The sequence below is a fragment of the Mesorhizobium sp. CNPSo 4670 genome, from assembly GCF_057784235.1.
The window spans coordinates 226,840-249,077 of the sequence record NZ_JBWJFQ010000003.1; the positions used below are offsets into that span (position 1 = coordinate 226,840).

Sequence of the window (22,238 nt, forward strand, 5' to 3'; positions counted from 1 at the left end):
GTCGGCACGATGTCGAGATGGAAGAATAATTCAAATTGTCGGGACCGTCGATGGACTTCGGTGCCTCACCTCATTCATGGGCGCGAGGAACCCAACTTGTGAAGGGGCAAATCCCGTGCGAACTCATCGATCTCCGCCCAAGGATCACCCGATGTCGCCAAGAGCCCCGGCAGCGAGGAATAGTTCAGATCCTGCGGTGCATCGATCGACTCCAGATCCGCCCAGCTCACCGGTGTCGAGGCCGGCAGATTGGTGCGGGCCCGCAGCGAATAAGGGGCGGCCGAGGTGTGGCCGCGCGCGTTGCGATGATAGTCGATGAAGATGCGCTTCTTGCGGTTGTCCTTGCCCATGGTGGTGGTGAACGTGTCGGGCGCGGTTGCCGCAAGATGCGTGGCGATGGCGCTGGTCGCCTGGTGCAGCTTCTTCCAGTTCTGCTTGCCCGTCACCGGCACGGTGATGTGGATGCCGCTGCCGCCCGAGGTCTTGGCGAAGGGCACCAGCCCGAGCCCCTCGAGCTCGCCCTTGATATGCACCGCCGCATCGACCACCTCGCGCCACGAAATCCCCTCGCCCGGGTCGAGGTCGAAGACGATCTGGTCGGGCTTGTCGAGACTCGTGCGATGCGTGCCCCAAGTGTGGAATTCGACGACGCCGAACTGCGCCAGCGCCAGATAGCCCTTGGCGCCTTCGACCGAGAGATAGGATTTGGTCTCGCCCTCGGAATTGGTCGCCTCGAAGGTCACCACCGAGGGAGGCATGCCGGTGAAGGCATGGCGCTGGAAGAAGCAATCCTTCGGCAGGCCGGTCGGGCAGCGCACCAGCGACACCGGCCGTCCCAGAATGTGCGGCAGCATGAAGTCGCCGACCAACGCGTAGTAGACGGCGATATCGAGCTTGGTCGGCCCGGTCTTGCCGAACAGCCGCCGCGTCGGGTTGGTCACCCAGATGGTGGCGAGATCGGCCTCAGAGATCAGCCGCTTGCGCTTGGCCGACACCGGCGTCGACAGGCCGACATCCCTCAAGCCGCGAAACACCGCGTGGCGCAGCGCGTTGTCCGCGGTGCGGTTGGCATAGTGGATATGGGCCGAAAACAGCGGCCGCACCCAGTGCATCTCGCGCATGATTTCGCGCGGCACCCCCTCAGGCGCCGTCGCGCCTGAGGTGAGCGGCTCTAGCCTGGCCAGCAATTCGGCAGCGGTCCCGGTATCGAAGCCGGTGCCGACCTTGCCGCGATAGTGCAGTTCTCCGTCCTCGAATTCCGCAAGCCCTAGGGCTGCCAGCCCCTCGGCCGCGTCGGAGGTGGTGTAGCCGGCGATGACGAAGTCGCCGGTCGCCAGCGCCTTGGTCTTGGTCCAACTCTTGGTGCGGCCGCTCTGGTAGGTCGCGGTGGCGCGCTTGGAGACGACGCCTTCCAGTCCGAGTTCCGACGCCTGGTCGTAGAGCCCCTGCCCCGAGCCTTCGACATGGTCGGAGAACTGGATGGCGGAATTGGCGCCGAGGCCCGACAGCAGCTGTGCCAGCAACGCCTTGCGCCGGACCAGCGGCGCCTTGGTCAGGTCCCAGCCGTCGAGATGGAGCAGATCGAAGGCATAGAAATGCAGTCTGCTGCCGGCGCCTCCGGACAGCGCTTCCTGCAACAGCGCGAAACGGCTGATGCCCTTGGCATCGAGCACGACGATCTCGCCGTCGATGATGGCGTCGCGGCACGGCAGTTTGGCGAAGGCATGCGGCAGGTCGCCATAGCGCTTCGTCCAGTCGATGCCGCCGCGAGTGATCAGCCTGACCACGCCGTCGGTCAGATGCGCCATGGTGCGGTAGCCGTCGAATTTGATCTCGTGCAGCCAGACCTGGTTGGTGTCCTCGCCATCGGGCGGCTTTGACACCTGCGTCGCCAGTTGCGGCTCGATGCGGCTGAGTGCCGGCGCCTTGAATGCGCCCGGCAGCGTGCCCGGCTTCAGTGCGCCCGGCTTGGGCTTGGCCACCGGCTTCGCGGGCGCCACCAGTTCCTCGATACGCCTACCGGACTTCACGCTTTCCGGCCGCGCTTCAAGGATGTCGAGCGCGGTGTCGGCGGCAAGGTCGCGCTCCTTGAACAGCAGCCAGTTCTTCTTGTTCTGGTCCTCGCCGGGTTTTGGTTTGAGCCTGGTCAGCATCCAGCCGCCATTCAGCTTCTCACCGGCCAGCCGAAACTTGAAGGCGCCGGTCTGCAGGCTCTTCTCGACGTCGTCCATCGGTGCCCAGCTGCCGGTGTCCCAGACGATCATCGGCCCGCCGCCATATTCGCCCTCGGGGATGACGCCCTCGAAGTCGATATATTCCAGCGGATGATCCTCGGTCTCGACCGCCAGCCGCTTGTCGGCCGGATTGAGCGACGGTCCGCGCGGCACCGCCCAGCTCTTCAGCACGCCGCCAACCTGCAGCCGGAGATCATAGTGATCGGCGGTGGCGTGATGCTTGTGGACGACAAAGCGGTTGCCTTCGCCGGCGACGAGCCCGCCAGCGGGCTCCGGCGTTTTCGAGAATTCGCGCTTGGCGCGATAGGCTTTGAGCTTGGGTGGGGTTGTCATGGCATGGATCGAAGCGCAGCCGCCAGGTGCAAGCGTCCCGACAGAGCGCTGCTCTTGAGCCTCACGCTCTCAATCGTCGGTGGCCGGCGTCAACTCGAGCTCGGCCGGCGACAAGCCTTGCTGCAGTTGGGCGAGCCGGAATTCGTCGACCCAGTAGGCTTCGCCATCGACCAGCACGCGCGCCTGGTAGGCGCCGGCCGAAAAACTCTGCGCGGTGATGTAGACCTTGTGGCGGTCGAGCGCCTTGCGCACCGCGGAGCGCTTTGCATTCTGGCCGATGACGGGACTGAACATGACGCTGCCCTCGGTCGCCCCGACACCCACATGGCCGCGGTCCGCAGCCTGGCGACTGGAGTTAAGGATGACGGAGACCCGCCGTCCTGTCAATTTCGCGGAGACGAACCAGGCCCGAGGCTTACGACCCGCTGCTGTTGACCGCGTTGCCGATCACCTTGAATTTGGTGTTGACCGCATTGCCGAGCGCGCCGGCGCCGGCGATGATGGCAAGCGCGATCAGCGCGGCGATCAGCCCATACTCGATGGCGGTCGCCCCGGATTCATCGCGGATGAAACGGGAAAATAACTTCGGCATATTATTCCTATCTTCTAATCCCTCCCGCATCTAATAAACCCCACAGATTGCAGTTCGGTTAAAATTTGACCAAGCTAATGAAGGTGCTCGGACCCCGGCTTGAATTAAGACATCAAGTCGTGGGGCTGCCTGCTGCCGGAGGCGGGACCGCTCGAACCCTCGCCTCGGAGAACTGGCTTCAGTCCTTCAATCGCCGCAGGCGGCGCGCCATGCCTTGGATGGTCTTGAGCAGCAGCGGTCTCGTGCGCACGTAACGCTCAGCTCGGCTGCGAAACAAGATGGCGGCATTCGCCCCCCTGCCCCGCAGTGTCATCGGTTCGCAGATCTCGGACAGGACCGAATTCGCGGCACCAATATGTTCCTTGTAGCCCTGACCGCCAACCGACAGGTCGAAGTAATCGAATCCCCGCTCGCGCCCCCACATCATCAGCTTGGCGATCGTCGTCAGGCCGGGTGACACATTGGCGACCGCATCCTTGTCGATCGCGAGCAGGATGCCATGAAGCGTGCCCTTTCTGGCCAGCACGAGCATGGAGGCGAGCCAGGCTTGCCCGACGCGCAGTCCAAAGAGCCGCACCGATCCGTCGGACAGGCCCTGGAGGGCCGCGTTCCGGTAGAAGTCGACGGCCGATTGCTGCGTCAGGAGATCGAAACGCGCAAGCTCGCGAAAGCGCTTCAGCCGCAGCTCGAGCAGCGTACCGAAAAGCTCCTCCGTCAGGGCGGGCGTGTCGGCCTCTACCAGGCTGAGGCCGCCCAGTTGTTCAAAGCGGCGGCAGTGCTTGCGGAAGTCCTTGGCGAAGGACGGCCTGCAGATGCGCTTGATGAGATCCTCGGGCTCGCCGTGCAAGACCAGGCCCGAGGTGACCTGGATGGAATCGCGCGTCGTCGAAAGCAGAGCCAGCGGATTGGCCACGCCAAAAACCTGTTGCGGGATGCCGGCGATGTGGATGCGATCCACCGGCGGCAGCACCGACAAGACCGCCGCCCAGGCGGCTTCAGCGCCCTGCCTTGTCCACGGGCTGGCATCCGCCAGCAGCGGCGCGGAATAGTCGCAGACGCCGCAGCTCAGCCATTCGACCACATAGTGGCGGTAGGCCCGGCGCCGCATTAGCGGCACCAGCATTCTGGGCTCGCCGGTCGCGGCGTCGCTCACCTCGACGACGAGCAGTTCCACACCCTTGGGCATCAGCCGCGTGGCGATCCCTTCGGCCCAGGCGTAATGCTGATGGGCGGTGCAGATGCCATTGGCCTGCCACTCTAGCCAGAGCGGCTTGATCGCCTCAAGGCTGGTGTGCAGCCGCGCCGTATAGGCGCGTTCGGCGGCGTCAGTACTGGCGGCGGGAGCAGGAGCCTGCGCCGCCGAAATCGGTGCCATCCGCATTGCCTGGCTCGACATATCTGCCTCCTGCCTTTCTCCCGCGACGACCGGATGCGGTCGCCGGCGATCCTGTTTTCAGCCGCATGGACCCGCCTACCAGCGTTCTTCCAGACCAGACAGGCGCATCAACGCGAGCCTCTTTGGTATGGATCAAGCAGGAAATGCGGCCGCCCTCAGCCCTTCGACTTTCGCAACCCGCGCATGACGCCCTGGGCGGTCTTGAGCAGCCGCGGATGAGACCGCACGAAAACCTCGGCCCGGTCGCGAAGCGAAGCGACGGCTGCTACGCCCTTGCCAAGCGGTGTCAGCGTTTCGTCGATCTTGGCCAAAACCGAACTCACGGCGCCGAACTGTTCCTTGTAAGGCTGGCTGCCCACCGACAGGTCGAAATAGTCGAACCCCTGCCGCAGTCCCCAAACCATCAGCTCGCCCATCAGCCCCAGACCCGGTGAGGCGTTGGGCACCACCTCCAGGTCCATGCCGATCAGCAGGGCATGCAATGTGCCTTGCCGGACCAGCATGTACTGGACAGAGACCCAATCCTCGCCGACCCGCAGTCCGAAGATCCGCACCGATCCATCGGACAGGCCCTGGAGTGCTGCGTTTCGATAGAAATCGACAACCGTCGGCTGCGCCAGGAGATCGAAACGCCCCAGTTGGCGAAACCGCTTGAGCCGCATTTCGACGAGGGCGCCGAAGACGAGCTCTATCAAGGCCGGCGTGTTGGCCTCGATCATATCCACGGTGCCGTGCCGTTCGAGCCGGCGCCAATCCTTGTAGTAGGTTTTGACGAAGGACGGTCTGCCATGGCGCTTGATCAGGGTCTCAGGGTCGCCATCCAGCACGAGGCCGGACGTGATCAGGCTGGACCCTTGCGCGATCGCCAGCAGCGCCAGTGGATTGGCCACTCCATAGACCTGCCGTGGAATTCCCGTGATGTGGATGCGGTCCGCGCGTGGCAGGACGGATCGGACCGCCGCCCAGGCGGCTTCGGCAGCCTGCGGGGTCCACTGGCTCCTGTCCGACAGAAGCGGCGCTGAATAATCGCAGACGCCGCAGCTCAGCCATTCGATCACGCGATGTCCGAGCCTCGATCGCCGCATCAGCGGTACCAGCATCTTGAATTCACCGGTCCCGGCATCGGCCACTTCGACGATGAGCAGCTCGGCGCCTTCGGGCATCAGCCGTTTGACGATCCCCTCGACCCATGCATGGAGCTGATGGGCGGAGCACGTCCCATTCGCCTGGCATTGAAGCCAGCGCGGCATGACGGCTTCGAGACTGGTGTGCAGCCGCGCCGTGTAAGCTCCCCCCGCAATGCTTCGGGAAGCATCGATAGCTTTCCCGGCCGGTACTGGCGCTCCAGCCGTCGGCGCATCGGGCGGTACAGTCGTCAACGTCCGTATCGACACGTCCATCTCCTACCTTTTTCCCGTGGCGAGCGGGGCGGGTTCGGTGCGTCGCCACGATTTCGGCTGGCTGTCATGCAGGCCATCCGCACCCTCAAGCGCGAGTATGTGGCGGTGTGCGAAATACCATGAGGCCACGAGCACGACGGTCTCGGAGACCGCGGCACCCGCAAGCGACCATGACGGGGAAGCAATAGCGAGCAAGATTGCGATCAAGACCAGGCCAACGACCGCGCCGGCCGTTGTGATGAACGCCACGACCCGGAATTCGCCGAGTATCTCGAGGACGATGCGCGGCATGATGTAGAGCATGATCGGCACGAAGTTCGCCACTGCGAGAAGCCCGATGACGCTGACCGAAGCTCCCGCGAGCGACTGGGATTTTATCGTCGGCAGGACAAACAGGATGCAGGCTCCGTAAACCAGGCTGCCGAGCCCCATGACAAGCGACCATAGCTTGGCATGCATCCACACCCTCCTGACTTCATTGTTCCCCATCATCTTCGCAAGCTCCGGCTGCAGCATGTTCACAAAGGCCAGGCTGACGATGCGCAGTGGGGCAAACAGGACGATAACCGCCGCGATGGGCGCATAGGCCGCCGGACCTGCGATGCCCGCGACCAGCAGCGCCAGGCACTGACCCTGAATGTTGGTGGTCGTCGCGCTGAATCCCGACCAGCGCAGTTGGCGCCAGAGCCTGGCATAGCGTCGCCGCACGGGCGCTCGGAAACTGATGCGAAGCGGACGGGGCGCCAGGCGGGCAAGCACGGCTATGCCGATCACATTGGCCGCTGCAAGGGCATAGAACACCATTTGCAGCACATTCGGCGCCGTGTAGATCGCCAGCGCAGCCATTGCGGCACCGGCAACGGTGAAGGCGAAATCGCTTATGCTGACGACCATCTGTTGGCGGCGCGCGAAGAACGCCGTGCGCATATGGCTGCGCAGCGACCACGCGCCGACGAAACACCCGGCGGCGATACTGCCCGCGTCACCCCACAACAGCATCAGCAGCGCTGTCGCGGCGCCCATGATCGACGCGACGACCACCGCCGCCCCTCCAAACGTCACGTCGTGCGCGTCGACCCCGGCCCTGTTGGTGCTCTTGCCCATCCATATGCTGGCGGGGACGGCGGTCAGTGATCTGATGTAGGACAGGCCAACGCCCCCCATCACCATCGCGATGGCGAAGATGCCGTAGCCTTCCGCCGACAGCACATGCAGCAGCGCGATGTTCAGCGCGAAGTGAAAGCCGCTCTGTATGGCCTCACCGCCGATCATCAGCACAAGGCGTCGCAGCAGATGGCCTGGAAAAACGAACTTCACGGACTGGTCTCCGCTTCGCGGGCGGCATGCGCCCGGCCAGGCTTCGCCAGCGCCACCCTCAACTTGTCGGTAGCGATCGCCGCGATCGCCGCCGCCGCCACCGGTTCGCTGAAAATCTCCTCGTATCGCGACCGCCCCGCGGCGACGAAACCGCGCCAGGCATCTGGCCGCAGGACGATCTCCCGCAGTTTGTCGGCCAGAGCCGTCGGGTCGCCGGGCGGAACATGCCAGCCGGTCACGCCATCGCTGACCACTTCCACCAGGCCGCCGATGGCAGACACCAGCGGCGGTCGCCCATAGGCCATTGCCTCGATGGCGACACGCCCCAGCGATTCCGGACGCCGCGACGGCACGGTGATGATGTCGGCCCAGCGGTAATGCGCCGAGGGGTCCGTCACGACAGGCAACACGCTGACCCGTTCGGCCAGGCCCATGCTTTCGACCAGTTCGGCCAGCGCGCGCTCGCGCTCGACGCTTTCGAAGGCGCCGCCGACCAGCCGCACCTCGATTCTCGACCGCAATTGCGGTGACATCGAAGCGATCGCCTGGAGCAGGATCTCCTGGCCCTTGATCCTGTTGACGCGGCCGAGCAGCAGCACCCGCAACGGGCGCTTGCCGTCATAGGTCATTGGTTCGGCGGACGCTGGCCCCTCGACACCGTTGTAGACGACATGCGTGCGCGAGACCTTGGGATCGCCGAACGCGGCGCGTGTCGCGCGCGAGTTGAAGATGAGATCCGCATGGCTCCAGCGCATCAGGCCGACGAGTATCCTGCGCATGACGCCTTCGGGGATCTCGTGGATATGCAGGATGGCCTTGTCAGGGAGAAGGCGCGCGGCCAGAGCATAGTCGGCCACGATCGAGGTGTTGACGTAGGTGAGATCGCAATCCCGGAGCCGTCGCCATGCCCGAAGCACGGCCATCGGCAATCGCGCCATCTCGACCGTCGCCAGCCGCAGGATGGCCTGGCGCCTCAGCACCCAGAGCGGCTCGAAGACGATGCGGCTGGCATGGCGTTCCAAGATCTGCACGATCGGCCCGCTGCGCGGCAGCACCACCTCGATGTCGGCGGACGGAAACGCGGCGCGCAGCGCAGCAACGCTCTCCGCGAAGCTGCGGTCGGAACCATAGAGTTCATAGCCCTGATGAACGCAGGCAATCCGCATCTTTGTATCCCGCCAGGTGCCGCAGCCATCGCACCAGGCGCTGGAATGCGGGAACCTTTTCGCAAGAACCATGCCTGATTGATCCGCCCGACTGGCGGACGCCCAATCCCTGGCAATGCCTCGTTTCGACACAGATACGCACAGAAGGGTTGACCGATAATGAAACAACCACGGGGTTCAATACAGTTTTTTTACAACCCCGCGCGATGATCATCCGCCCGAACGCCGAAATCGTCGGATGGCATGGAAGTTGCCCATCCGATTTTGATGATGCAGCAATCGCTAATATATAAAGTTCCGAAAGTGCCAGCGGCCATGAAACCAGAGACGCCTGCCATTCTGATCCTGGGGACGCGCGGCATACCCGCTGCCCATGGCGGCTTTGAAACCTTCGCCGAAAGACTGGCATTTTTTCTTGCCGGGCGCGGCTGGAAGGTCGGCGTCTATTGCCAGGAGGAGGTCGAGCGGATCGACCAGAGGGCACGCAGCGAAACCTGGCGCGGCATCGAACTCATCCACGTCCAGGTTGCGTCGAGAGGGCCGCGCGCGACCTTGGAATTCGATTGGCAATGTGTGCGCGACGCCGCCAGGCGGCCGGGCGTCTGCCTGGTGCTCGGCTACAACGGCGCGGTCTTCCTGACCTGGCTCAGGCTGAAGGGGCGCAAGATCTTCACCAATATGGACGGCATCGAGTGGCGGCGCCCCAAATGGGGGATGGCGGCGCGCGGCTGGTTCTGGCTCAACGAATGGATTGGCGCCTGGGCCTCGCATCGCCTGGTTGCCGATCATCCTGCCATCGCAGACCATCTGGCGACGCGCCGGCCGCGCAGCGCCATCGCCACCATCGCCTATGGCGCCGATCCGGTGACATCGGCACCAGAGGCGCCGGTCCGGGCACTGGGCCTGGAGCCAGGGCGCTATCTGATCTCGATCGCGCGGATCGAACCCGACAACAACATCCTGCCGATCGTCGAAGCCTTCTGCAGCCGCAAACGCGACATGAAGCTGGTGGTGCTCGGGACGCTGTCCGACGAAATCCCCTATCATGTCGCCGTCCGCAAGGCGGCCAACGGATCGGTGGTTCTGCCGGGCGCCATCTACGACCAGGCGACGGTGAAGGCACTGCGCTATCACGCACGAGCCTATCTGCATGGCCACACGGTCGGCGGCACCAACCCGTCGCTGGTCGAGGCGCTGGCGGCCGGCAACATGGTGATCGCGCACGACAATCCGTTCAATCGTTGGACCGCTGGTGCCGCCGCGATCTACTTCACCGACACCGACAGTTGCGCCGAGCGGATGCAACAGGCGCAGGACGATGACGCCCTGGTCCGGAACTGCGGCATCGCGGCCAGGGTGCGCGCCCGCGAAGCCTTCCGCTGGGAGGATGTCCTGGCTGCCTATGAGCGTGAAGCCTATCGGCTTCTCGGTGTCACCGCCGACGAGGCCGTCGCGGCCAATCGCGCATCGCCCGGCACTGCATGACAGGCTGGTCGCGCCGGCGGGTGCTGCGGACGGCGCTGTCGACCGCGGCACTTGGCTCTCTCCCGTTCGCGCCGCTCGCCCGCGCCGACGAGCCTCCCTTTCGGCGCGGCGTCAACGCATGGCCCTGGTTCTCGCTGACGCGTGAATTCCCGGCACCGCGCACCGACTACGGCTGGCCGCCCTTCCAGCAGCAGCGGCCGGTTCCGACCGCCCACGACCTGCGCCGGTTGCGCGACACCGGGCTCGATTTCATCCGCCTGCCGGTCGATCCCGGCCCGTTCATGGCGGCCGACGCCACCACGCGCGGCCTGTTGCTGGACATGCTGGACGCGGCGGTCACCGCCACCCTCGATGCAGGTCTCGGCATCATCGTCAACGTGCAAGCCAATGGCGCCACCCATTATTGGAATCCTGACCGCATGGTCGCCAGCGTCACCGCGCCCGCCTTCGATCTCTATCGCGGGCTGATCGGCGAGCTCGCTGGCAGGCTGGAGCGCTTCCAGCCCGGCAAGGTGGCGCTCGAAGCCGTCAACGAGCCGCCGCAGGCCTGCGCTTCGCAGGCCTGGTCGCAGGTCCAACTCGCGCTTCTGACCGCGGCAAGGGCATCGGCCGCAACCTTGCCGCTGGTCGTCACCGGAGGCTGCGGCTCGATGGTCGGCGGGCTGACCGCGCTCGATCCGGCACCGCTGTCGCCGTTCGAGCCGATCCTGTTCACCTTCCACTTCTATGAGCCCTATCTGTTCAGCCATCAGGGCGCGCCGTGGATGCGCGAGCCCATCTACCGCTCGCTCAACAACGTGCCGTGGCCGGCGTCCGCAGGCTCGTTGGAAGCGACGCTGGCGTCGGTCAGGGCGCGCATGGCGCAGGATGCCGAAACGACGGATGAGGCCAAGAAAGCCGCTTATGCGGAAACCGAGCGCGTGCTGAAGGTCTATTTCGACGCCCAGCCCGACCGGCGCTTTGTCGACAAATATCTCCGCCAGGTTCGCGCCTGGGGCGACAGTCACGGCCTTGCGCCGGAACGCATCATCATGGGCGAATTCGGCGCGCTGCGCACCGACGCCCGCTATGTGGCGGCGCCCAATCCCGATCGGGCACGCTACATCGCCGACGTGCGCCAGGGTGCCGAGGATCTCGGCTTTGGCTGGGCATTCTGGAATCTCTTCGACGGCATGGGGATGATGGACGACACCACGCGGGCCCTCGACCCGGACATCATCGCAGCACTTGGCCTGACCATGCCGGCGGACTAGGGTCAAAACCGACCTACGTCTTCCATGCCGCGAACGGCAACTTCGCGCCGCAACTTGGACGTAGAGTCCAATTTTGCGGTTGCCCGAAAGCAGACATCTCCAGCGACCATCTTGGGGTCGGGATGCGCCAGGATCCTGCTATGCCGGTGGAGACGACTTCAGTCTCATCGGTATCGCCAGAGCCGCGAAACTGTGGTAGCCGCCGCTCAACAAACCAAAGGACGACACCAGTGAACGAACCAACCGTGGCCCAGGCGACCGAAAGTATCTATGTCTCGCTCCGGGCGGACAATGCCGACATCGACGCACATATCGCGACGCTGAAGGCGGCGCTGACCCGAGAAGGGCTAAAACAGGCGGTGTTCGATCCGACCAAATTGGCGCAGAACAACCGCTCGGGCCGCAAGTTGATGCAGGCTTATTTTCGCCAGCGCGGCGTGAGCGTTAAGTTTTCGGACCAGTAGAGCCGCGCGCGGGTCTCAAGCGCGTCGGCGGCAACATCATGCCGCCGATTGGGCGCAGATGAAAATCCGTATGGACGAGGCGGCCTGGCGAACGACGACATCAACAAAAAGCCGCGCACCCAATGGCGACCTTGGCCTCAAATCCCAGCTTGGCTAGAGTTCGCGGCATGCTGAACGCCATTCACCACGTCGCGCTCATCTGCACCGACTACGATCGGTCGCGACGGTTCTACGTCGAACTCCTCGGCCTCGAACTGATCCGGGAGGTCTATCGGGAGGAGCGGCAGTCATGGAAGGCCGATCTGCGGATCGGGTCCGTCCAGCTGGAATTGTTCTCCTTCCCTGCACCAGTGATGCGGCCGTCCCATCCAGAGGCGACAGGCCTGAGACATCTGGCATTTGCCGTGGCAAATCTTGATCCCGTAATCATGCGCCTGGAAGCCGCCGGCGTTCCCGTCGAGCCAATCCGGATCGACCCATATACAGACCAACGGTTTACCTTTTTCAGCGACCCGGATGGATTGCCGCTGGAACTCTACGAAACCCCGTAAGGAACGGTTCGCTTTTGCGACCATGTCATCGGAGGTGGGAACGGCGGTCGGCAATATGATCCGTCAACTCGGGTGCGCCACCGGGCTCCTTGCCACGGGCCAGGAGGCCGACGGCTCTGCGCCGCATATCGGTCGTTGAGCAGACCCTAGCCGCATCCCGAATGCGGACATCCGAGCGAACAGCCGAGGCGGCACGTTTGCCAACCAGCTTCGCAACTGGCCTTATCCGCGCGGCTTCCTTCACAGGGACTAGGGGAATATCCGAGGATCCACCACCGGAATTGTGCGCTAGATCGGCAAACCTGCTTTGGCGGCACCTTCAACAATTCGCTCCGGATCGGACGGACTGGCGAACCAGAAGTTCGAAAGGCGTTCCCGAAGTGAATACGCTGGGTTGATGGCAGTTAGATCGTTCCAGACTCGGCGGGCCTCCTCAACTTGACCCAAATGACCAAGCGCCGAGCACAAGTAGCCGCGCGACATATCGGTTTCTGGGACCAGCAGGATGCGCGCCCGGAGCAGCGATGCTGCCGTTTCGTAGCGTGCTCCGAACAGGTATGCCGTTGCAAGGTGGTGCAGGTTCTGGTGAGTCAGCGCCGGGTCGAGCCGGATGGCCTCCTCAAAGTAGGGGATAGCTTCCAGTGGTCGGCCGCCATGCGTGAACGCATTGCCGCGTCCCACTTGAACGAGGGTATGGTTGGGGTTGATTTCGAAGGCCTTGAGGGAGTCGCTCTCGACGCGGGCGCCGTCCTTTTCCATCAAGGCCACTATCGACGAGATGCCGTAGCCCAGTGCAAAGTCCGGATCGATTTCGACGGCGGCATCGGCGCATCGGCGTGCTTCAGCGATCCCGGCGGTGACGTCCGGTAGCCAACGGTTCACGGCCATGGTCAAGAACGCTATTGAAAGGGCGACGTAGGGCCCGGGCAGGGTGGGATCGACGGCAAGCGCACGGCGCATGAGTTCGATGCCGGCGCGCGCCCGGTCCAGAGATGGACTCTCTGCAAACAGTATCGCTCTGCCTCTAAGGGAGAGGTCCAACGCTTCGAGGTTCGCCGACTTTCCTTCGAGCTCGACTAGAGTGGTGCGCGGAGATATCGAAAGGCGAAGCGCGTCCGCGACCTCGCGAGCAACCTCATCCTGGATCGCGAAAATGTCGGTAAGATCGCGATCGAACCGCGTCGACCAGACCTGCGAGCCATTTGCGGCGTCGGCCAGCTCTACATACATGCGCAGCCTCTGGCCGGAACGCTGCACGCTTCCGGTCAGCACGAACCGGACCTCGAGGTCGGCGCCGACTTTTCTCACGTCAATGTTCCGGTCGCGATAAGCAAAGCTCGAGTTGCGAGCGATGACCGACAGTCCCGGAACCTTGCCCAAGACACCGATGATTTCTTCCGCCAGGCCGTCGGCGAAGTAGGCTTGCTCCTGGTCTTCGCTCAGGTTGAAGAAGGGAAGAACCGCCACCGACGGCCTTTCGCTGAGCGGCGAGGCAGGACGGCCAGAGACGTCGGGCAATGCCAGGCGATATCCGATGCGGGGCACCGTAACGATGATGTCGCCGTGAGAGCCCTTGCCGAGGATCTTCCTTAGCGAGGCAACCTGTACCGAAAGGTTGCTTTCCTCTACGGCTCGCCCTTCCCATGCAGCATCCATCAGCTCCGATTTGGTGAGAATGTCGCCGCGGCGACTAAGCAGGGCTGCAAGGAGACGGGAGCCTCGAGAACCGAGCGACCATGTTTCGCCGTTGCGGCGGACCGATTCCGTCGCCGGATCAAATTCCAAATCGCCAATATTCAAGCGCGGGTGCATGTCGCCGGTCGATCTTGCTGGCTCACTTTTCGGAAGTATTTCGGACCCTCTTCGATACTCGATCCGCGCCCTTACGCCAATCTCCCATAATCATCGATCAATACGGGAGGAGGCCCCGATGTTTCCCTACGTTTGGCATGACCCCTTCGCCGAGCTTGCACTGCTCCGTGACCAGAGTGCGCTGCAAAGAAAGACAATAGAAACCCAGCACGAGACAGCCAGGGGGCCATCGACATGCTTGCTGCTGGCGATCCTCTTCAACTTCGCAACGGCTGCGCTGGTGGTGGCGCACTGGATCTTCCAACCCGCATCAATCGAGAGGAGCTCATCGGATGGACAAAGCGGATCTCAGCCACATCTACCAGTTCTGGTTCGGAGGACAGCCCTGCACTGAGGCCATGGCAGGCGAGCGCGTCAGGTTCTGGATGGAACAATCCGACGCGACCGACAAGGTCATACGCGGAAGGTTCGGTCACTTGATCGCTGCAGCTGCTGGACAAACGTGGGCCCCGGAGCAACTGGGCCGTCAGGAAGCGATAGCGCTGGTCGTTCTTTTCGACCAGTTTCCACGCAATATCCACCGCGCCAGTGCCGAGGCATATGCCTACGACCCGCTCGCCCGAGATCTCGCGAGGACAATGGTTGCGGATGGATGGGAGGCTTATGAGACGCTCGAGCAATTCACGCTGGGCCTTCCTTTCGTGCATCACGAGGACCTAGACGACCAGAACTACATCCTGGGCCTAGCCGAAGGCAGGCTGGTGGCGGCGTCCGCCGAATCTCGGCCCCTCTGGCAGCCGACTGTCGACCAAATCCGGAAGCATCGCGATATTATTGCGCGCTTCGGTCGCTTTCCACATCGGAACGATGTCCTCGGGCGCCAGTCCACGGTCGAGGAAAGGGCGTTCTTGTCGAGGTGCGGGAGAGGCTTCTGAACAGTACGTTTTCGCCGAGCCAGCCTGATAAAGGGAAACTACGACGAGGCGCTCGCTCACAACTGCAACGCGATCGAACTCAACCCGACAGACGCCTACATCAAAGCAAGATGCGCAGCGATTTTCACGTTCGTCGGAGAAGGAGAGAGATCGTTGCGGCTCCTCGACGAAGCCGAAATGCTTGACCCGTTCCTCCCGGTGTGGTGCGTCGAGGAACGCGGCGTAGCCCTTTTCGCACTGGGCCGATACCACGACGCACTTGCATCCCTTGGCAAACTCACCTTTCAAACCAATCGGTCGCGGCTTTACCGCGCCGCGGCGTTCATACAACTCAATCGAGCCAACGAAGCTCATCGCATGGCGAGAGAGGCTTTAGGGTGCAAGCCCGATCTTACCGCCTCCGGCTTCGCGCGTGGCGAGCGATACCGAGATCCCGAGAGGGTTCGCGAACTCGAGCGTTTGCTGGTAGAAGCAGGTCTGCCCGCATGAGCCAAATTCCCTGTGGCTCTCAGCAGGTTCATCGCGCGGAAAGTAGGGAAATGGCTCGAATCGGGTCCTTCCACGCTGCAGGCTCGAACGTCTCGAAGGGGTCACGTCACGACATCTGACCTTGGAGGTTGAAGGTCCGCTATCGTAGTTCCCTCCACCACAAGCTGACCTACTGCTTCCGACCCATCTCGGCCATTGGCGGCAGCCGGTTGATTGAGCTTTGTGAAACGGCTTTCCGTCCGCAATTGCATCAAGAAGATGTGGAGCGGTTCTGCGGTTCCGCGAAAGGACGAACCACGCTGACCGGCCTGATCACCGACCGTGCTGGCCGATAAAGGGCAAGGCACAGCACGGCGACCTTGGTGAGCAGCGTGGTCTTGGAGGAGATGCTTTCCGAGGTGTTGAGAAGAATGAGCCAGCCCACCACCGGCAGCCACACGCCAGGATGGCAGCGGCGCGCCACCTCATGCATGAACAGCCCGAAGCTGGACATCATCAGAAGGGTGAAGAAGGCGCCCTGGTACACCGTCATGCGCACGAACGGGTTCTCGATACCCCATTCGAGGCCGTTGATCCGGCGCAGGCTCTCGACGAGATCGACACTCGGCCCGACGATCACATCGCGCAGCTCCAGATAGTTGAAGATCTCGAACATCTCGACGCGGGCATTTGCACTGCCTCCATCCGACACGAAACGGCCAAGCAGCGCATCGAAAAAGCCCTGCGAGGCCAATACGGCGATGGCAACCGGCAGCAGCGCGGCCAGCATCATCGCCAATGCGGCGCCGAGCAGGTTGACGCGTCCCGTGCGCAATTTGCGAAAGCCGTGGAAGAGCAAATAGCTGCCGCCGAGGAGTATAGTCACCACCATCGCCGACCGGCCGCCGAACGCAACGAGCGCCGCGCACTGCAGGCCGATCATCGCCAGCCGCAGCGGAGCCGGCAGCGATCTTGAGCCGCTCAAAAGGGCAAGCACATAGACCGACGTCACCGTGGCATTGACAAGCGGATGCCCCTGCAGCGCGCTCGAGCGCGGATCGGTGGCAAACACCTCGCCATCGAAACGATAGGGAAACACCAGCGTCTTGGTGGCGAATTCGACAAGGGCGAGCAGCCCATTGACCGTCATGACCGCATGAATGACGGTGGGCAGCCGGGCGAATGTCCATTCGTCATCCTCGCCGAGCATGAGCACCAGCAGCCCGGAAGCCACGAAAGTGTCGATCATGCCGGCCATGCCCGGACGTTGCCTGACGATGACGACGACCAGGAGCACGACGGCGATGACGCTCATCAGTGCGGTGGCGGGCCGCCTGTCGGCGACGTGGACGCAATAGCCGACCGGATTGCCGAACGTGCACGAACGCCAGGCAAACAGCAGAATGATGAGATAGGTGGAGGGATGTATCTTGGTCGCCGCGCTGCCTGACAGGCCGTCGTAATTGTAGCCCAGCAGCCAGAGCATGCCGCCCGAGACGGCGAACAGCACCAGCACGGCTACGATCAGTCCAACCTGGGTCACCGCATCGACGGAGGTGCCGGCGCGGGGCGCGGCAGCGCCGAAATTCGAGGCTGTTCCGCTCAAGCCGGACGCCATGTCAGGCCGCCTCGTCGACCAGCAACGCGCCTGTCGGCACCCGCCCCATGACGGAAATCGCCTGCATCGTCGCCGTCACATCGCGCATCGGCGTGGCGTTCAGCCTGGCGACGACTACGATCTCGTCGACCATGGCGACAAGCGGCGAGGCATTCAGATTCTCGGCCAGCGCGCCGCCATCGACGACAACGAGTTCGAAACTCCGGCTCGCCTGGGCCAGCATATGCTGCGCGAAGTAGACGCCGTGCGCTTCCTGGAAGATCGCCTTGGGTCGGCCCCTGCCTAGAAGGGCGACGTTGCTGCCCGGGGCGTACCGGCTGACGGCTTCAAACGCATATTCGCCGCGCAGTACATCAAGGATGCCGGGCTGCGGGTCCTTCTGGCCGTTGCTGGTGTTGGTATCGACGAACAGGACCCGGCTGCCCCTGGCCGCCGCGGCGTTGGCGAGCAGCCGTGCGATCCTGTGGCGCTGCTGGCCATCTTCTGGCGGCGACGTCACCAGGATCGACGGCACCAGCGGCCAATCCGCCGGACGCCGGCCCGAGCTGAACATGCGCCGGAGCGCGAGACCGATGACGGCGTCCGTCTTCTGGTTGGTCGCGACGGTCGGGCTGGTGCCGAAAGGCCACCAGCGCCGTCCCGCCTTCGCTCCCGCAGGCAGGATGCCAAGCACCGGGGCATCGATCGTGAATTGCATCTGGGCGCTGGAAAGCACAGTCGGCGAGGAGTATTCCGCAATCAGCGCCAGGCCGGTGCCCAGCCCCAATCCGCCAAACACCGCGCCAAACAAAAGCAGCCCCAGCGGCGGCCAGCTCTTCTTCTGGGCCGGCATGGCATCCGAAATGACGCGCGCGTTGGTGCTGTCGACGTTGATCTGCTCGCGTGTTTCCTGAGCCCGCTGCAGGTAGGTTGCGTAGACGGAACGGACCGCCTCGAGATCGCGCTGCAATTCGCGCAGCCGCACGGATGCCTGGTCGGTGTCGAGCGACTTGTTCTTGAGGCTGGCGACTTTCGTTTCAAGCGCCTGCTGGTTGGCAAGCGCCCGCTCGTAATCGGTCTCGGTGGCCGTCTGGATCCGGCCGAGTTCGCGCGCGATCAGCTGCCGCGTGTCACGCAGTTGCTGCTGCGCGGCGATCATCGACGGATGGCGCGGCCCCAGTTCCGTGCCAAGCTGCGAGACCTGGTCGACAAGTGTTGCTTCCTGCGAGCGCAGGCTCGAAATCACCGACGAGCGCATCGCTTCCGAGGTTGCATCGGGCGTGCCGCTCTGCTTGCGCATCTGGTCGACCTGCGCCTTCAGCGTCGCCGTGCGGCTTTGCGCCGCCGAAAGCTGCGTATTGAGCTCGGTCAGTTCCTGGTCGCTGACCAGATTGCCTGCCGCCATCACCATGTTGTTGGCGGACTTGTAGGCTTCGACGGCATTCTCGGCCTGCTGAACGCGCTTTCGCTGTTCGTCTAGCCGCGCGGTGATCGACTTCGACGCATCGGTGGCGGCCTGCGCGCGCGAACTCGCCTGGTCGGCCAGATAGGCTTGCGCGATGGCATTGGCCAGAAGTGCCGCCTTGTCGGCGCTCTTGGCGGTGACGATCACGTCGATGACCAGGACCTTGTCCGCCCGCTTCACCGCCAGGCGCCGGCGCAGGGCGTCGAGCGTTGCCACCGTCCTGTCGGTCGCGACCGAACCGGAACCGAGGACGCGCGACACCATGCCCTGCCCGTTGAATTCCGGATCCTCGGTCAGTTTGGTCGCGGCGATCGCCCGCAGCAGCACGCCCGTCGATTGGACGACGCTGACCTGGCTTTCAACCTGGGTGATGCCGCCATCGGGCGCCAGTCCGCTCGGATTGATATTGTTGGTGACCACTTGCAGGTCTTGCGGATCGATGATGATTTCCGCCACGGAGCTGTACAGCGCCGGCGTGAGGAGGCCGTAAAGCAGGGTTGCGAGCGTCAGCAGTACGGCGGTGCCGATGATCCAGAGACGGCGGCGCACCAGAATGCGTTTCAGATCGCCAAGCTCGACGGTCGAGGGTGCGTATGATCCCGCTGGTTCCACCGATCCTGCTTCCGGAAAGTATTGCTGAGGCACAATGGGCAGAGATGATAGCATAGCTGCCTCCTACAATACTCCATTTGCCTGCAAGACCAAATCGCGGGCATGAACCTAGCTATTACTCCAATTGTTAAAACATTATTAATTATGTTTGGAACCCGCATGAATTTTGGCACGGAGTTTGCTTAGGTAAACGCACTGGGGTGTTGACACCACGCAGCTGAACGAGAGACGGACGAAAATGGGGCAACACTTCAACCGGGCCGACACCAGTGTCCCATGTTCTGACGTCGGCCACGAAAATGCCAGGTGTTCAACATGCGGCTAAGCCTGCGCCTGGACGGCGATTGCGTCCGTGGCTTCCATGTCCTGCTCGCTCAACGCCTGTCCGCGCTCGCGGATGTCGAGTTGTTCGTCGATGCCGGGCCGGCTGGCGGCGGTATCCCGCGCAGCGCCGAGGCCTTGTTCCAACTTGAAACGGCAATCCATGGCCTGCCCCGCGATGGGCTGGCAAAGCGCGTGCCGCGTTCGGCGCTTGCCCGCTATGGCTCGCCGCCCGCTTCGGTCGATCTGGTGGTCGACCTCTGCGGTGACGTTCAGCTCGAAGGCACACGGATCTGGCGCGTCACCTATGGCGGCGCCAGCGGCGAAGCGGCCCTGCTCGCCCTGATCCTCGCCGGCCAGACGCCACTCGCCCGCGTCGAGGAAAACGGGGCTGCGATTGCCGCCGGGCGCCTGGGAACCGAATATGGCGGCATCGCGCTGGCGTCCTTCCAGGACATGCTGGCGCGTACGGCAAGCCTGATCGTTGCGGCGATGTCAGGCGCAGCGTCGGCCGTGCCGGTTCTGCCCGAGCCGGCGCGGGCCGGTGCCCCGCCAACGATGCCCTCGGCCGGCAAGCTTGGCGTCAAGGCGGCCAAGGCGCTGGCGCGGCGGATCGTCCAGAAGATCTACCATCTTTGCTACAACGCGCCGCACTGGAAGGTTGGCTGGCGCGAAACCAAGGGCCGGGATCTGTTCGACCTTCGCGCGCATCCGGCATCGGGCTGGCAGGTGCTGCCGGACGATGGCAGCCGCTTCTACGCCGATCCGTTCCCAATCCTCTATCAGGGCCAGCTGACCCTGTTCGTCGAGGACTATATCCACCGGCTCGGCAAGGCCATCATCTCGGCTGTGCCGTTCGGTCCGGACGGCCCGCTTGGCCGCCCTGAGCCGGTGCTGGAACTGCCCTGCCATCTCTCCTACCCCTTCGTCTTCGAGCGCGACGGCGAGGTCTGGATGGTTCCGGAAAGCTGTGCCAACGGCACGGTCGATCTTTACCGGGCGACTGCCTTTCCCGGCGGCTGGGTCAAGGAGGCGACGCTGCTGTCCGACATCGTCGCCAGCGACGCCACTCTGGTCGAGCACGGCGGCAGCTGGTGGATGTTCGCCACCGTCCGGGACGGTGAACCCACCGTCCGGGATGGTGCAGGCGCCTTCTCCGACACGCTGCATCTGTGGTCGGCGCCGGATTTTCGCGGTCCCTGGACGCCGCACCCGAACAATCCGGTGCTGATCGACATCGCCTCGGCGCGCCCGGCCGGCCGCATGGTGAAACGAGGCGATCAATTGCTGCGCCCGGTGCAGGACTGTCGCAGGAGCTATGGCGCGGCGCTCGGCATCGCACGCATCTCTCACCTTGATTTGATCGGCATGGAGCAGGTTGTTGAGACGATCTTAAATCCAGGTGCGCTATGGGATGGGCGCAAGCTCCACACGCTCAACGAGGCGGGTGGTTTCGAGTTCATCGACGGCTCGGCGATTGCACCGCGCTGGAGGCAACGAGGCGGCCCGGTATTAACCTAAACATTGGTTACTACCAGCCGCGCGTGCAGGTTGCTTGAGGTTGATTTGAGACCGGACGTATTTTCCACCAAAGGTTGCAGAGCGGAAAGATGACCAGCAGAAAGGGCGGTGAAATGAGTATCGCAGAGGCTGGCCCAGCCGAAGTCGATGTGGCGATTGTCGGCGCCGGGCTGGCCGGAACCACCCTGGCGACGGTGCTTGGAAAAGCCGGGCGCAAGGTGGCGTTGATCGATCCGCACCGCGTCCATCACGACGAGTTCAGGGCTGAGAAGATCGGCACGAAGCAGATGCAGCAGTTCGAGAGGCTGGGCCTCGACGCGACGCTTCTGCCTCTCGTCACTCCGATGGACGAGGTCCATGTTTTTCGCCTCGGACAATTGTTCGCGCGTGAAATGCACCGCGAGTTTGGATTTTCCTACGGCGCGCTGATCAACGGCCTGCGCGACGCGCTGCCGCCGCAAGTTCCGTTGACGGTGGGCAAGGTCGCCGAGATCACCACCGGACCGGACAAGCAGCGGCTTGTGCTCGCTGACGGCTCCGTCATTGACGCGCGGCTTCTGGTGGTGGCCACCGGCTACAGCGAAGCGGTGCGGCGCGCCATCGGCGTGAACCGTATAGAAGAATCCAAGGCATTTTCGCTATCGATCGGCTTCGACCTCGCCATCGCGCCGCGTGACTTCGCCTATCAGTCCGTCACCTGCTACGCCAAACGGGCCGGGGACCGTGTCGCCTACATCAGCGTCTTTCCGATTGGCAACAAGATGCGGGCAAACATGTTCGTCTACCGGCTGGTGGCCGAGCCGTGGACCAGGGCGTTTCGCCAGGAACCGCAAAAGATGCTTTGCGAACTGATGCCCGAGATATCAGCGCAATGCGGGAACTTCGAGATGGCAGGCCCTGTCGAGGTCAGGCAGATCAATCTGACCACGACGCAAGGCCATCGCCGCGACGGGGTCGTCTTCATCGGTGACGCCTTCTGGACCACATGCCCGACGCCGGGCGTCGGCATCGAGCGGGTGATGACCGATGTCGATCGGCTCCATTCGGTTCACATTCCGCGCTGGCTCGAAACACCTGGAATGGCGGCTGACAAGATCTGCGCCTTTTATGACGACCCGGTCAAAATCGCCTCCGATGAGAACGGCATGCGGGTGAGCTACTATGCCAAGGAGATCACCACCGGCACAGGGCTGGAATGGCGCATCCGCCGCCTGCGCAACAACACCGCGCGCCAGCTGATGATCGTCGGCCGCAAGATACGGCATTTGGGCCTGCGGCGGGCAAATGCTGTCGCTGGCGAAGCGTCATAGAACACA

General features: G+C 63.5%; 18 protein-coding genes. 8 read left to right on the forward strand and 10 right to left on the reverse strand.

The features are described from left to right. Positions 1-74: 74 nt before the first annotated feature. The 7 genes from ligD to AC0ZT5_RS07435 all read right to left on the reverse strand — a co-directional run bounded on the left by ligD (position 75) and on the right by AC0ZT5_RS07435 (position 8,438). Positions 75-2,567: a DNA ligase D gene (ligD, locus tag AC0ZT5_RS07405; protein WP_488495888.1), complete on the reverse strand. Its 2,493-nt coding sequence runs from the start codon at positions 2,565-2,567 to the stop codon at positions 75-77. A 69-nt stretch (positions 2,568-2,636) separates the two neighbouring features. Then, a complete protein-coding gene (locus tag AC0ZT5_RS07410) occupies positions 2,637-2,861 on the reverse strand; it encodes a hypothetical protein (RefSeq protein ID WP_184875376.1) in 225 nt (74 codons plus the stop codon). A 121-nt stretch (positions 2,862-2,982) separates the two neighbouring features. Then, positions 2,983-3,159, reverse strand: a complete 177-nt coding sequence (locus AC0ZT5_RS07415; RefSeq protein ID WP_477283080.1) for a Flp family type IVb pilin — start codon at positions 3,157-3,159, stop codon at positions 2,983-2,985. Positions 3,160-3,337: 178 nt separating this feature from the next. Next, positions 3,338-4,555 (reverse strand): GNAT family N-acetyltransferase, encoded by a 1,218-nt coding sequence (locus tag AC0ZT5_RS07420; RefSeq protein WP_488495889.1) that lies wholly within the window; start codon positions 4,553-4,555, stop codon positions 3,338-3,340. 155 nt (positions 4,556-4,710) lie between these two features. Continuing rightward, positions 4,711-5,805: a GNAT family N-acetyltransferase gene (locus tag AC0ZT5_RS07425; protein WP_488495890.1), complete on the reverse strand. Its 1,095-nt coding sequence runs from the start codon at positions 5,803-5,805 to the stop codon at positions 4,711-4,713. Between the two features lie 153 nt (positions 5,806-5,958). Then, positions 5,959-7,272, reverse strand: a complete 1,314-nt coding sequence (locus AC0ZT5_RS07430; RefSeq protein ID WP_488495891.1) for an MATE family efflux transporter — start codon at positions 7,270-7,272, stop codon at positions 5,959-5,961. Then, positions 7,269-8,438 carry a glycosyltransferase family 4 protein gene (locus AC0ZT5_RS07435; RefSeq protein WP_488495892.1) on the reverse strand — a complete coding sequence of 390 codons (1,170 nt, stop codon included), beginning with the start codon at positions 8,436-8,438 and terminating at the stop codon, positions 7,269-7,271. Before AC0ZT5_RS07435 ends, AC0ZT5_RS07430 begins: the two co-directional genes overlap by 4 nt. A gap of 315 nt (positions 8,439-8,753) precedes the next feature. Between AC0ZT5_RS07435 and AC0ZT5_RS07440 the strand changes: the two genes are divergently transcribed. The 4 genes from AC0ZT5_RS07440 (at position 8,754) to gloA2 (ending at position 12,191) form a co-directional block, all read left to right on the forward strand. Beyond that, positions 8,754-9,923: a DUF1972 domain-containing protein gene (locus AC0ZT5_RS07440; RefSeq protein WP_488495893.1), complete on the forward strand. Its 1,170-nt coding sequence runs from the start codon at positions 8,754-8,756 to the stop codon at positions 9,921-9,923. Beyond that, on the forward strand, positions 9,920-11,176 hold the full coding sequence (locus AC0ZT5_RS07445; RefSeq protein WP_488495894.1) for a glycoside hydrolase family 5 protein: 1,257 nt from the start codon (positions 9,920-9,922) through the stop codon (positions 11,174-11,176). Before AC0ZT5_RS07440 ends, AC0ZT5_RS07445 begins: the two co-directional genes overlap by 4 nt. Positions 11,177-11,406: 230 nt before the next feature. Continuing rightward, positions 11,407-11,640 (forward strand): hypothetical protein, encoded by a 234-nt coding sequence (locus tag AC0ZT5_RS07450; protein WP_488495895.1) that lies wholly within the window; start codon positions 11,407-11,409, stop codon positions 11,638-11,640. 167 nt (positions 11,641-11,807) lie between these two features. Then, the gene (gloA2, locus tag AC0ZT5_RS07455; protein WP_488495896.1) at positions 11,808-12,191 is read left to right on the forward strand and encodes an SMU1112c/YaeR family gloxylase I-like metalloprotein; all 384 of its coding nucleotides are present in this window, start codon (positions 11,808-11,810) and stop codon (positions 12,189-12,191) included. A gap of 288 nt (positions 12,192-12,479) precedes the next feature. Here the strand turns inward: gloA2 and AC0ZT5_RS07460 are convergent, their stop codons facing one another. Continuing rightward, positions 12,480-14,003, reverse strand: coding sequence for a winged helix-turn-helix domain-containing tetratricopeptide repeat protein (locus tag AC0ZT5_RS07460; protein WP_488495897.1), 1,524 nt, complete (start codon positions 14,001-14,003; stop codon positions 12,480-12,482). A gap of 332 nt (positions 14,004-14,335) precedes the next feature. Here AC0ZT5_RS07460 and AC0ZT5_RS07465 point away from each other — a divergent pair, with 332 nt between their 5' ends. After that, on the forward strand, positions 14,336-14,938 hold the full coding sequence (locus AC0ZT5_RS07465; protein WP_477283059.1) for a DUF924 family protein: 603 nt from the start codon (positions 14,336-14,338) through the stop codon (positions 14,936-14,938). 153 nt (positions 14,939-15,091) lie between these two features. Next, the gene (locus AC0ZT5_RS07470; RefSeq protein WP_488495898.1) at positions 15,092-15,427 is read left to right on the forward strand and encodes a hypothetical protein; all 336 of its coding nucleotides are present in this window, start codon (positions 15,092-15,094) and stop codon (positions 15,425-15,427) included. A gap of 250 nt (positions 15,428-15,677) precedes the next feature. On the opposite strand, the gene AC0ZT5_RS07475 is transcribed toward AC0ZT5_RS07470, so the two are convergent. Together AC0ZT5_RS07475 and AC0ZT5_RS07480 are read right to left on the reverse strand one after the other, a co-directional pair. Continuing rightward, positions 15,678-17,012 (reverse strand): VpsF family polysaccharide biosynthesis protein, encoded by a 1,335-nt coding sequence (locus AC0ZT5_RS07475; RefSeq protein ID WP_488495899.1) that lies wholly within the window; start codon positions 17,010-17,012, stop codon positions 15,678-15,680. 13 nt (positions 17,013-17,025) lie between these two features. Continuing rightward, the gene (locus tag AC0ZT5_RS07480; protein ID WP_488495900.1) at positions 17,026-19,080 is read right to left on the reverse strand and encodes a GumC family protein; all 2,055 of its coding nucleotides are present in this window, start codon (positions 19,078-19,080) and stop codon (positions 17,026-17,028) included. A 315-nt stretch (positions 19,081-19,395) separates the two neighbouring features. Between AC0ZT5_RS07480 and AC0ZT5_RS07485 the strand changes: the two genes are divergently transcribed. Further along, positions 19,396-20,922 carry a glucosamine inositolphosphorylceramide transferase family protein gene (locus tag AC0ZT5_RS07485; protein WP_488495901.1) on the forward strand — a complete coding sequence of 509 codons (1,527 nt, stop codon included), beginning with the start codon at positions 19,396-19,398 and terminating at the stop codon, positions 20,920-20,922. Between the two features lie 89 nt (positions 20,923-21,011). Next, entirely contained in the window at positions 21,012-22,232 is a 1,221-nt protein-coding gene (locus tag AC0ZT5_RS07490) for an FAD-dependent oxidoreductase (RefSeq protein ID WP_477283049.1), read from the forward strand. Positions 22,233-22,238: the final 6 nt, after the last annotated feature.

Coding starts and splice junctions, on each gene's coding strand:
- AC0ZT5_RS07435 (WP_488495892.1), bottom strand. CDS start 8,438: ATGCGGATTGCCTGCGTTCATCAGGGCTATGAACTCTATGGTTCCGAC.
- AC0ZT5_RS07490 (WP_477283049.1), top strand. CDS start 21,012: ATGACCAGCAGAAAGGGCGGTGAAATGAGTATCGCAGAGGCTGGCCCA.
- gloA2 (WP_488495896.1), top strand. CDS start 11,808: ATGCTGAACGCCATTCACCACGTCGCGCTCATCTGCACCGACTACGAT.
- AC0ZT5_RS07425 (WP_488495890.1), bottom strand. CDS start 5,805: ATGCCGCGCTGGCTTCAATGCCAGGCGAATGGGACGTGCTCCGCCCAT.
- ligD (WP_488495888.1), bottom strand. CDS start 2,567: ATGACAACCCCACCCAAGCTCAAAGCCTATCGCGCCAAGCGCGAATTC.
- AC0ZT5_RS07420 (WP_488495889.1), bottom strand. CDS start 4,555: ATGTCGAGCCAGGCAATGCGGATGGCACCGATTTCGGCGGCGCAGGCT.
- AC0ZT5_RS07485 (WP_488495901.1), top strand. CDS start 19,396: ATGCGGCTAAGCCTGCGCCTGGACGGCGATTGCGTCCGTGGCTTCCAT.
- AC0ZT5_RS07465 (WP_477283059.1), top strand. CDS start 14,336: ATGGACAAAGCGGATCTCAGCCACATCTACCAGTTCTGGTTCGGAGGA.
- AC0ZT5_RS07410 (WP_184875376.1), bottom strand. CDS start 2,861: ATGTTCAGTCCCGTCATCGGCCAGAATGCAAAGCGCTCCGCGGTGCGC.
- AC0ZT5_RS07440 (WP_488495893.1), top strand. CDS start 8,754: ATGAAACCAGAGACGCCTGCCATTCTGATCCTGGGGACGCGCGGCATA.
- AC0ZT5_RS07445 (WP_488495894.1), top strand. CDS start 9,920: ATGACAGGCTGGTCGCGCCGGCGGGTGCTGCGGACGGCGCTGTCGACC.
- AC0ZT5_RS07415 (WP_477283080.1), bottom strand. CDS start 3,159: ATGCCGAAGTTATTTTCCCGTTTCATCCGCGATGAATCCGGGGCGACC.
- AC0ZT5_RS07460 (WP_488495897.1), bottom strand. CDS start 14,003: ATGCACCCGCGCTTGAATATTGGCGATTTGGAATTTGATCCGGCGACG.